This window comes from Huijunlia imazamoxiresistens, assembly GCF_037132455.1.
Lineage (GTDB): Bacteria > Bacteroidota > Bacteroidia > Chitinophagales > Chitinophagaceae > Flavisolibacter > Flavisolibacter imazamoxiresistens.
The window spans coordinates 68,311-79,624 of record NZ_JBBBEI010000024.1; the positions used below are offsets into that span (position 1 = coordinate 68,311).

The window sequence follows — 11,314 nt, forward strand, 5'->3', positions numbered from 1 at the left end:
TCTTTGTTCTTCTATTACTCACCCAACTGCAAAAAACGGCAACAGGCATTATGGAATATTCTAAGAAAAGACCCATCACACACGGCAAGACCCACAAATGCGCCCGCACCGTTCGTCGGCGGCTTTACCCCTTAGTGGTGACGTTGAAATTCTTCCTCCTTTGCACGGGCGCCCTTCTTTCCGCGGCTTCGGCATTTGCCCAGCAACAGCTGGAGCAGCTTACCCGGGGCGTAGTAGCCGTTCGGACCAGCGCCAGCCAGGTTTTTGTAAGCTGGCGCATGTTCAAAACAGACCCTACCAACATCGGGTTCAACCTGTACCGGGGAACAACAAAAGTAAATGCAGTACCCATTGTGGCTGCCACCAATTACGTAGACAACACCAGCAGCACGGAAGCGTATACGGTCCGCCCGGTAGTGAACGGGGTGGAGGGGACAGCCTCCCCTCAGGCCCCGGTATGGAGCAGCAACATCCTGAGGATCCCCCTCAAAAAGCCTGCGGGAGGGGTTACACCTCCTTATTTTGATTTTACCAATGGAGAAACCTACGAATACACGGCTAACGACGCCAGCGTGGCCGACCTGGACGGCGATGGCGCCTACGAGGTGATCGTAAAATGGGATGGCCTGGGCAAGGACAACTCGCAGGGCGGGTACACCGCCAACGTGCTGCTCGACGCCTATAAGCTGGATGGTACCCATTTATGGCGGATCGACCTGGGCCGCAATATCCGGGCCGGCGCCCACTACACCCAGTTTGTGGTGTACGACCTGGACGGCGACGGAAAAGCGGAACTGGCCGTAAAAACGGCACCCAATACAAAAGACGGCACGGGCAACTATTTACAGATGGGCCCCGCCGCCACCGACGATGACAACGCCGATTATCGTACCTCGGGCGGCTGGCCGGGATTCATTCTTTCCGGACCGGAATACCTTACCATCTTTAACGGGCAGACCGGTGCCGAGATGGCCACCACCTTATATGTTCCCGACCGGACGCCTGGGAACGGATGGGGCAACACCCGGGAAGAACACAACCGCGTGGACCGGTTCCTGGCAGGTGTCGCTTATTTAGACGGCAAAAGACCGAGCCTGGTGATGGGCCGGGGGTACTACGGCCGGTCGGCCGTGGTGGCCTGGGACTGGCGGAACGGCCAGCTGACGCAGCGCTGGAAATTCGATACCCGCGACAACGGACTCACGGCCTTTGAAGGCCAGGGCAACCACTCCCTGAGTATTGCCGATGTGGACGGGGACGGTAAAGACGAAGTGGTCTATGGCTCCATGGTGGTGGACGACAACGGTACGGGCCTGTACAGCAACGGCCTGGGACATGGAGACGCACTGCATGTAGGCGACCTGGTGCCGCAGCGCCCGGGCCTGGAAATTTGGAAGTGCCATGAGCACGCCGGCGGGAACGGGAACATCGGCCTGAGCCTGACCGACGCGAAAACGGGTAAGATCATCTGGCATGTCCCGGCCGACTATGACGTGGGCAGAGCCCTGACGGCCGACCTGGATCCCCGCTATCCCGGCAACGAAATGTGGGGGGCGGCGGGTGCCGGCGTATACAGCTCCACCGGCCAGCTGATCTCCACCGCAACGCCCAGTTATAATTTCGCCCTCTGGTGGGACGGCGACCTGCAACGGGAACTCCTGGACAACGGCAAGATGGACAAATGGAGTACCACAGCCAATGGAGCAGGCCGGTTCTTTACCGTGTACACCACCGGCGCCACTTCCAATAACGGCACGAAAGCCACGCCCAACCTCACCGCCGATATCCTGGGCGACTGGCGGGAGGAGATGATCTACCGGAACCCCACCAGCGAAGAGCTGATGGTCCTGACCACGACCCTTCCCACGCCCTATAAGCTGTATACCCTGATGCACGACCTGCAGTACCGGGAGGCGATTGCCTGGCAGAACGTGGGCTACAACCAGCCCCCGCATCCGAGCTTCTTCCTGGGAAGCGATATGAATGCGCTGCTGACGGATGCGGACAATCCTGACGCCATTATCGCTACGGCGGCAGACGAGGGAGGCGCCTTAAATAAGAAAATTCAATCCCTTTCCGCCGCACTGGCAGACCCGCAGTTTACCTTCGCCAAAGGAATGGGACCGGAATGGCTGAAGGTGGCGGCAGACGGTACCCTGAGCGGGACGCCCGGCGATATCAACACCGGAACAAACCTGTTTACGATCCAGGTGTTGTCCGGGAATGCGGTCCGCGACCTGGTTTTCCTGCGCATCGAAGTTTCCGGCACCAATAGCCCGCCCGTTTGGAGCGCCACCACCCTTACAGGACCCAGAGCGCTTATCGGTTATGAATTCACGGGCAGTGTCGCAAAAAATGTTACGGACCCGGATTCGAAGTTCATTATTACGAAAGTGTCGGGCCCGGATTGGCTGAGCGTTTCCGAAAGCGGGGCGTTGAAAGGAACCCCGCTGCCTGCAGACGGGGGCGAAAACGCCTTTGTATTCCAGGCTACGGACGACCAGGGGGCCAGCGCTCAGGCCACGTTTACAATCAGGGTAGTTCCGCTCGGCCTGACCCATCACTACAAATTCGAAGAAAATGCCGAGGACGTCGAAGGCGGGCAGCATGGCACCGTCACCGGTTCGCCCCTTTACCAGCCGGCCGTAGTGGAAAAAGGATTCGTTTTCGACGGCAACGACCAGGTGAACTTACCGGAAGGAATCGCCAATTATTCCAAACTGACCATTGCTACCTGGGTTAAATGGAACGGGGGCGCTGACTTCCAGCGCATCTTCGACTTTGGAAACAACACTGCCGGCTATATGTTCCTGACCCCCAAGGCAGGCACCAACCTGCGGTTTGCCATCAGGACGCCGGAGGTGCCGGAACAGGTGCTCAATGCACCTGCCCTCCCGGTTGGGGAATGGAAGCATATTGCCGTTACCCTGGACGGTGCTGTTGCCAGGCTTTATGTGGATGGGGTGGCCGTGGCGCAAAATGGGGCAATGGCCCTGACCCCCGCCAGCCTGGGTAACACCATTCAGAACTACATCGGAAAATCCCAGTGGCCCGACCCCTTGCTTAGGGGACAGGTGGATGAATTCCGGATTTATAACTACCCCTTAAGCGCAGAGGAGGTCCTGGCCCTGAAAAACCTGCAGCCCATCGGCAGCCCGGTGCTGAAAAGTGCGAAAGAAGTGGTGGCCATCGCAGGCATTCCTTTCCAGTATATTCCTGTAGCTACCAATAAGCCGACCTCCTTTGCGGCAACGAACCTGCCCGCTGGTTTCCATATCGATACCGCTACCGGCGTGATTTCCGGCATGCCCTTGTCCGCGGCTGCGTTCCCGATCCACCTGGAAGTGGCCAACAGTGCAGGAATTTCCTACGATACCATTCAGGTAAGCGTTCAATCCAACGTGGTAAGCGGGGTAAAAGTACTGGCCGAGGATACCAGGAACCTCCTGGAATGGACGCCGATAACCGGCTTCACCTATGGCGTCAAACGGTCAAAAAGCGCCGAGGGTCCCTTTATACCGGTCGCCACTAGTGCTTCCGCCACGTATACGGACAACACCATCACTACCGGGACCACATATTATTATGTGATCACCTCGGTGTACCAAAACCAGGAAATCGCCACCAGCGCCGTGGTGAAGGCGGCCCCCGAGGCAAAGCGTTTCAGCTACTGGAAGTTTGACGAGACAAGCGGCCCGGTAGGCGTGGACAGCTGGGGCGCGAAAAACGCAACCCTGCTGGCGGGCGTGCAACGTATGGCCGCCAAATACGGCAACGGGATCAGGCTGGACGGAACCTCCGCCTCCTATGTTACCCTGCCGGCCGGGGTGATGAGCACCCTGAAGGACTTTACCATAGCCACCTGGGTAAATATGGATGCGAAGGCAAACTGGATGCGCCTGTTTGATTTCGGCTCCGGTACCGCGAATTACATGTTCCTCTCCGTTCAGGCCGGATCCAATGTGGTGCGCTACGCCATCCGGAGCAATAACAGCGCCGAGCAGCAGTTAAGCTACCCGTATACCCTTCCGCTGAATACCTGGACGCATGTTGCCATTACCCAGTCGGGTAACACCAGCAGCATGTATATCAACGGGGAACTGGTGGCCACCAATACCAACATGACGCTTAACCCGTCGGTGTTGGGCAATACGACGCAAAACTTCATCGGCAAGGCACAATTTGCTGCCGATCCGTTGCTGAAGGGCAAGGTGGACGAATTCAAAATTTTCAACAGGGCTTTGAGTACCGCCGAAATCGTCAATACGATGAAGCAAGGCCAGGCAATCACGTTCAATGTGTTAGCGGACAAGGCATTCGGAGATCCGGACTTTGACGCCGGAGCGGCCGCTTCGTCCGGCCTGCCGGTTACCTACTCCAGCTCCGATGAGTCTGTTGCGAGTGTAATTGATGGCAGTATCCATATCAACGGCGTAGGTACGGCAACAATCATAGCACAACAGGGGGGCGATGAACAATACGCCCCTGCAATCAGCATGAGTCAAAAGCTGGTGGTATCCCAAGGAGCGCAAACCATAAGTTTTCCTGCGATAAGTACTAAATATGTAGGTGACGGTGATTTCGATGGCGGAGCTACGGCTTCCTCAGGCCTTGCCATCAGTTACAGCAGCTCCAATAGCACTGTAGCCACCATTGTGAACGGTAGATTGCGTATCGTAGGAGCAGGTAGCGCTACCATTACCGCGACTCAGGATGGTGACAAGTTTTATAAAGCAGCCACGGCCGTCGCCCAGGAGCTGATCGTAGAGAAAAGAGAGCAGGTCATAACTTTTGATGCATTGGGTGAGAAAGGCTATGGCGAAGCAGACTTTGATGCCGGCGCCACCGCTTCTTCTGGTCTTGAGGTAGTATACGCCTCCTCCAATCCTGCGGTAGCTGCCATCGTGAACGGCAAGGTGCATATCGTGGGGCTGGGTATGACCGAGATCACTGCCGCCCAGGAAGGAAACTACCGGTATCAAGCGGCCCCAGCCCGCGTGCAGCCCCTGACCGTGAGTGATAAGAAAGCCCCTTCGCAGCCCCGGGCGCTGACTGCTGCCAAAACGGCCGATGGCAAGGTGCTGCTGATGTGGCAGGCTTCCACCGACGACATCGCGGTAACGGGCTATGACATTTTCCTGAATGGTAAACAGCTCAATGCGGAGCCTGTTACCAGTACTTCCTTTGTTACCGAAGCGCCTGCCGGAAGCTTGGTATATGGCTACACCGTGATTGCCTCCGATGCGGCAAAAAACCATTCCGAGGAAAGTGCCATGGTCCTGTTTTCCAACAGCAATGGCGGTGGTGCACAACAGACGCTTGAAATACTGAAGGTGTTTCCCAACCCCAATGCCGGCAACTTTAAGGTGCGGCTGAACAGCAAGGAGACAGGCACGGTGGTCATCAGTATCTTCAACAGCCAGGGTACACTGGTACAAAACACCTCCGAAGGAAAGCAAAACGATGTTTACCAGAAAGAGTTTAATCTGCACAGCGTACCCAAGGGCATGTACCTGGTACGGGTAGCAGTTGGCGCTTTTGTACAGACCAGCATTGTCATGATCCAATAGGTGTGGATCGAAGCCGCAAAATAACAATTTAAAGGAAGGGGCAGGCCCCTTCCTTTTTTTATTCTGTTCCTTTGCCGGTTGGCTCTTTCCCGGCCTTTGGGACAGAAGCTTTCCCGGCCATAATCCGTTCGCCCATCTGGTTTGAATCAGTAATGGAGTACAGCATTTGCCGCATTGATACTTTTCGCCAACAGCATAGTCGGTCGGTTCCTCACTTTTTCTGCAGTCTAATTTCCTGGGATAGGTCATGGTTGTATTTCATCTTTACAGCCAGTTGGGCTTTATTGTATTTACCGGTGGCAAAGTACCGCTGTGCCTCTTTTGCTTTTTTCAGAAATGCAGGGGTGTGGCATTTTGCCCGGATAGTGTGTACCCTGGTGGATTCTGCTGCCTGGATATCAACTTCTATTAGGGAAAGCAACTTACTTCCTTTGACACCCATCAGACCGGCAAGTTCCAGAAGTTCGCCAACCCTGAAATAATAGGGATCGTTTTTCAGGAGTGGGAGAGAAGTTCTTACGTTTTTGGCAAGCACCCTGGCCATGACTGTTTTCGGAACTATTTTGAAAATGTCCGAGAACCGGGTGATCTTTCCTGCTTTGATCTTTTGCCCGGCCAAGAGGAACCGTTCGTCTTTTGCCCGCATAAAGGAAAATTACTGAAAATTTGAGAATGTTTTCCAGGCGCTGGAGCATGAACCGGGAAGGGGGAATATTCATAACCGATAGGCCTATAACCAATTATGGCTGCTGGTGGGGGTAACACTTCCCAAAAGAAAAAGGGAAAAAAGAAAGCCTCCAGTATCAGCGGCCCGGGGCCCAAAGGGCAAAAAGGAAAAGGAATAAATCCGTGGGTGGATGCCAGTGCAAACTATGGGTGCTGCCGGTGCAGGATATAATGCTTCAAACAGGCACTGCTGTTTTATGCCGGAAGCTTTTTGGCCTTGCAGGCCCGGCCGCTACCTTCGCGTCTATTTTTTCCTTTTCTTTCGGGAGTGTTCTATTTTGTTGCTGTGTCTTCATAGATTTGAATGTATTCATAACCCCTTGTAAAAGGAGAGAAAAATCTATAGTAAGCAATTCCTTCTTACCATATGAACTCATTATTTAATAGCGACAAGAGAGACGAAGCGTTGGAATGCCTTGCAATTGGAATTACAGAAAGTGCTAAAAACTGCGCAACCGTTATTAAAAATATTAATATTTTTTGTCAACGCCCTAGGGATTTTCCTAATCCCTCTGAACTTATAAATGATTGGACTGAACATCTTTTTTCAAATCACTTCCATGACTTAGTTGAAGAATCGGCTTCGCCAAATAAGATTTCAAAAGAGCATGTAGAAGAGTTGGCAAATGCCTTTTTTAACTATTTCGCCAGCTTGACACCATTTTTCTATGAAAATAAAACGATAATCTCGCCCCAGTTAATAAAACCCATAAAGTACAAATGGACGGCAGATGATTACAAGGAACTAAAGATAAAATTGTTATCCAAGTGGTTCTATAATGAGTGGGATAGTTGGGACGGCGAAAAAAGACTCAAGCTGGGTTACAAGTTAGAGTTGAATTCCCAAAAGGTTGTAAGATTAATAGCTGCTTCGTCAAGAGCAAATTCAAGCATTTGGAATAAGCAGAAAAAAATAGATGCAATTATTTTCCCGAACGACTTAAAGAGCTTGATGATCAAGGTAATGCCTTCGTATAAATACCAATACCAAAGTGACTTGTTTTTAAAATATACCGACGATTTCATTACCCAGCTTCCTGCTGCATTCATAAAGTTCGATGACAATTTTTATAAATTAGGGACTTACTTGCGCAAGTATTTTCAGTGGAGCAGTAATTTATGAGCTACATTCCTAAGATATGGGCTTGACGTTATGTCGGCGAACTAAGCGCAGGTGCAGTTTCTTTGCCTCATAATTAGTCGGCAATGGAACAAAGCTATTGCTCAACAAAATAATTGGTGACCTGCTGTTGGCCGTAGGGTTCCCGTTTGTTTACGTTTACATCTATTTTATTTCAGCTGCCTTTAGCACACCGGCTTTCAGGGTATAACCAGTCTTCATAAACGGTTCTATCCAAATGTATTTCTTTGTCCATTCTCCTTTTTCCTTTTTTGGCTGATGCCTCAAATGTCCCCGAACCGGAAATCCTTCTGTTTTCACGTAAGTGGTATACCAGCGGCAGTCGTAAATGTGCATATCGAAAGAGGTATCATTTACATACTTGCAGTCGAATTCGTGAACCTTTTTCTGGGCAGGAAGCTCTTTGACTTCGACCTCCGTGTATCGTATAAAGGCAAGGGTGGTCATCAGCAAATTGGAAACCATATCAAAGTTCTGCAGTATTTCTTGTTCAGAGACAAAGCCATTTGGAACGAGCAGATCGCATATAACATTGTGGCCATCCCTGAAATTCGCATAGTAGGCGAGAGCTTCTTTGATAAAGCAAAAAATCACGCCCTGATGATAGTTTTGGATGTTGTATAAATACGAATATTGGTTGGGAAAAATCATACAGCCCGAGAGGTTTTCAAGGGAATGAATTACCTCTTCGATTTGGAACTTATCGAAATTTTCCAAAAGGGCATCAGAGAACGGTTTGGTAATCAACTGAATGTTCGACCTGAAGAGCCCGCCATATAGATCCAGGCTTGTATAAATGTCCGGCTTGGCCCGTAAATATTTAGAAAACTTCTGTGGAAGAACATAAAAAGTCCTTTTGTCCCGGGGAGAATTGAGCAGGTTTAAAACCGGGTGGGTCTTGTAACTGATTTTGATGCCCATAGGAAAGTCTTTTGGCGTAAGCAAATCATCAATAAAAGTAGAAATATTTTAATATTAAAGGCGGATTTTACTTCCATTATAGGATCACTTTTGTCCGGTTAGTAGTTGGGACAATTCTACAAAAGGCTTTGCGGAACATGCTTTAAGTGGGCGGGTGAAAAGAAAAATTCTGCACACTCTTCTGTTATTGAATTAATAGCTAGCTCATCAAGTTTGTACGGACTTTCGGGTGCCGCTACTTCTATAAAAAGCTTCTACGTTTGCTTATGTTCGAACCGCTAGAGCTATGACCAGTTTTCTTATGTGTAGTTCGCCTTTATTTTTCCTTTCCTGTCTTCTTTGGAGACATCAGCAGTCCCAAAGCGATAAAACCGGGGGAAACGGGCAAATTGGCATGCTCTAGGGGGAAAAGGCATTCCCATTGTGAAATTGCTCCTGATCTATTAATTTAGTCAAGCCTCTTCCTCCTTTGGAAAGTTGGCCGTTCCGGACTGCTGCCTTCGCTGGTAGGTGCTGCTTCGGGGCAAGGCTATCCAGCTCCTTAAACTTTCAACATGAAACGACTCCTTTTCCTTTTGGCTCTGGCGGTTGTGCCCTTTCTTAGCCAAGCTACCATGTGGGAAGACCCCTGGTTTGAAGATGCGATTAGGGAAGCTGGCCTGATTTGCACCGGGGTAGTGGTAACTTCCTCGCCCCAGAAAACCTTGGTGCGGCTGGGAACGGTGTTTAAAGGTGCACAAAGAAACGGAGCCTTAGTCACCATCCTCAGGTCAGAGGCGATTGGGGTGGGGCACGAGGCGGACCAACTGGAAGAAGGGGAGGATTTTTTCTTTATTGTGAAAAGGCACCGCAACGGCTACGTCGCCTTTACTGATTCCTACTGGGCATTTGACCTCAACGATTCACTCGTAACTCTTCCCATACACGATCCCGCAGCCTACATAACCATAAAGAGAACGCAGTTCGAGCCATTTTTGGACCTGTTACTTCATGGGGGCTCGGCCAGGCGCACGGCCACTTTTGTTGCCGAGCGATTAGCGGAGCTGGCTTTCCTGCAACCCCTGACAAAGAACGGCAGGGAGTTGGATGCCCAATTGTTCAACCTGGAAGTGTTGTACTATTTTGGCAAAGCTGCCGAAGCCGTGGCCCTGCCCCGCTTTTTGGAATCACCGTATTCCGCCGTCCGGTGGTCCTGCGTGCGGGCACTGGTTACTTGCGGTGGGGAAGTTTCCCGGGCCGCATTATTGCGGCAATTGGAACGCGAAGAGGATGGAATTGTGCAAAGCATGCTGGGAAAGGCCATCTTTCAGCTCCGGATCATGGAGGCAAGGCCGCTACTGGAGGCAAGGATTCCCTTGGTTTCCAGGGAGTATGGTCGGATTGCCTGGCAGATCATGGATCCGCTATCGAATACGCTTCCGCCTGCTCGTTATTCCTTTGGGGCAGCCCTGATGAAGCTGGAAGGGGCAAAAGGAACGTATGCCGGGTTGCTATCTAAAGCCAGGGACTATATTGCCCGTCATCCCCGCATCCGCTTGCATATCCTGGAGGATAAGCGCCTCTTTTCCTCCCTGGATGAAGCCCTGAAACAGCCCGATTCTGTTTACATCCTCCGTTTGGACCGGAAGGAGATGACGGAGCTGCCCCGCGAAGTGGCCCGGCTGAAGAATTTAAGGTCGCTCAGCCTGGTAGAGACCAAAATAAAGGAGTTGCCTGCGTTTGTTGCGGACCTGGGCTTGTTGGAGCTGAACCTAAGCAATAGCCAAATGGAGGCAGTCCCCTCGGTAGTGTTTAAATGCAACACCTTGGAAAAGCTCGAACTGAACAGCAATTCTATCCGGCAGATCCCGGCAGGGATTGGAAACCTGCACCATTTAAAAAAGCTCGGTCTGCGAATGAATAAGCTCGATACCCTGCCAGATGCTATCGGGGAGTTGCAGCACCTGGAGGAAATCGAGCTCTATGGAAACGACTTCTATTTATTCCCGGCAGTGCTCACCCGGTGCCCTGCCTTAAAAGTTATTTACCTGGGCTCCAATGAAATCAAGCGCCTGCCTACTGAGGTAGCGCAGATGTCAAGGATCAAATATATCGATGTGTCGTACAATGAATTTTCGCAGCTGGAGCGGGCGCGCATCGCCCAATTGCCAGCCTTCCTCCGGGTCAATACGGAAAGCTACAAGGACCGGTACTTTTCCATTTTCGAAGCCCTGGCTGATTCCCAAAGCGCAGTGACCATTCACGACAACTACAATGATTACAGCAACCTTCAGGTCGACCTCAGTCCTTTGAAGGCGGCAGAATTCCTGATACTAACCTACGACAGCCTCCGGGCCTTTCCCCGGGGTGTTACCTCTTTGGCGCGCCTGAAGTCCTTGGTTTTGCACCACAACCGTATCGAAGAAGTGGCGGAAGATATCGGCAAAATGAGCAGCCTCTCCCGGCTGGACCTGAGCTTTAATAAGCTCACAAAGCTGCCTCCCGGTATCACCCAATTGCCTTTAAAATACTTAAACCTGAGCAACAATGATTTCTCCGATACGGAAAGGAAGGTCATCGAAGGTTGGTTTAACGGCCGATGCCGGGTAGTATGGTGACGACTACGCAATCTGGCGTACTTGTCCCACTGAGCTATATGGAGGAGCAGGAGGCCCGCTGGAGCCTGCTGGAGGGAAGCGGTACTGCGTGAAAGTGGAAGGAAGTTATTTGGTCAGCCAACGGGCACACATGTGTTTGCCCGTTGGCTGACTTGCAATCCCGGTAAAGTATCATTGAATAGAGACAGGAACTGCCGTTAGTTATTTTAGGATACGCTAATCCTTTAGGTTTTGTAAATCAATTCATTGTTGTTGTCTGATCCTTTTTCCTTTTAAAAAACTGATCCGTATGCATTTACGAATAGGGTTATTGGAGTATATTGCGTATTCCAAAACTAATGACCTTATGGAAGTAAATC

The 11,314-nt window shown here is 51.3% G+C and carries 5 protein-coding genes; 3 read left to right on the forward strand and 2 right to left on the reverse strand.

The window, feature by feature from the left end; all coding sequences use genetic code 11:
* The first annotated feature begins 50 nt into the window (after positions 1-50).
* On the forward strand, positions 51-5,570 hold the full coding sequence (locus V9K67_RS21985) for a rhamnogalacturonan lyase family protein (protein WP_336726302.1): 5,520 nt from the start codon (positions 51-53) through the stop codon (positions 5,568-5,570).
* Between the two features lie 211 nt (positions 5,571-5,781).
* On the opposite strand, the gene V9K67_RS21990 is transcribed toward V9K67_RS21985, so the two are convergent.
* Positions 5,782-6,216: a hypothetical protein gene (locus tag V9K67_RS21990; RefSeq protein ID WP_336726305.1), complete on the reverse strand. Its 435-nt coding sequence runs from the start codon at positions 6,214-6,216 to the stop codon at positions 5,782-5,784.
* 447 nt (positions 6,217-6,663) lie between these two features.
* Here V9K67_RS21990 and V9K67_RS21995 point away from each other — a divergent pair, with 447 nt between their 5' ends.
* Positions 6,664-7,419, forward strand: coding sequence for a serpin family protein (locus tag V9K67_RS21995; RefSeq protein ID WP_336726308.1), 756 nt, complete (start codon positions 6,664-6,666; stop codon positions 7,417-7,419).
* Positions 7,420-7,581: 162 nt separating this feature from the next.
* On the opposite strand, the gene V9K67_RS22000 is transcribed toward V9K67_RS21995, so the two are convergent.
* Positions 7,582-8,358, reverse strand: coding sequence for a hypothetical protein (locus V9K67_RS22000; RefSeq protein WP_336726310.1), 777 nt, complete (start codon positions 8,356-8,358; stop codon positions 7,582-7,584).
* A gap of 554 nt (positions 8,359-8,912) precedes the next feature.
* On the opposite strand from V9K67_RS22000, the gene V9K67_RS22005 reads away from it, so the two are divergent.
* Positions 8,913-10,955, forward strand: a complete 2,043-nt coding sequence (locus V9K67_RS22005; protein WP_336726312.1) for a leucine-rich repeat domain-containing protein — start codon at positions 8,913-8,915, stop codon at positions 10,953-10,955.
* Positions 10,956-11,314: the final 359 nt, after the last annotated feature.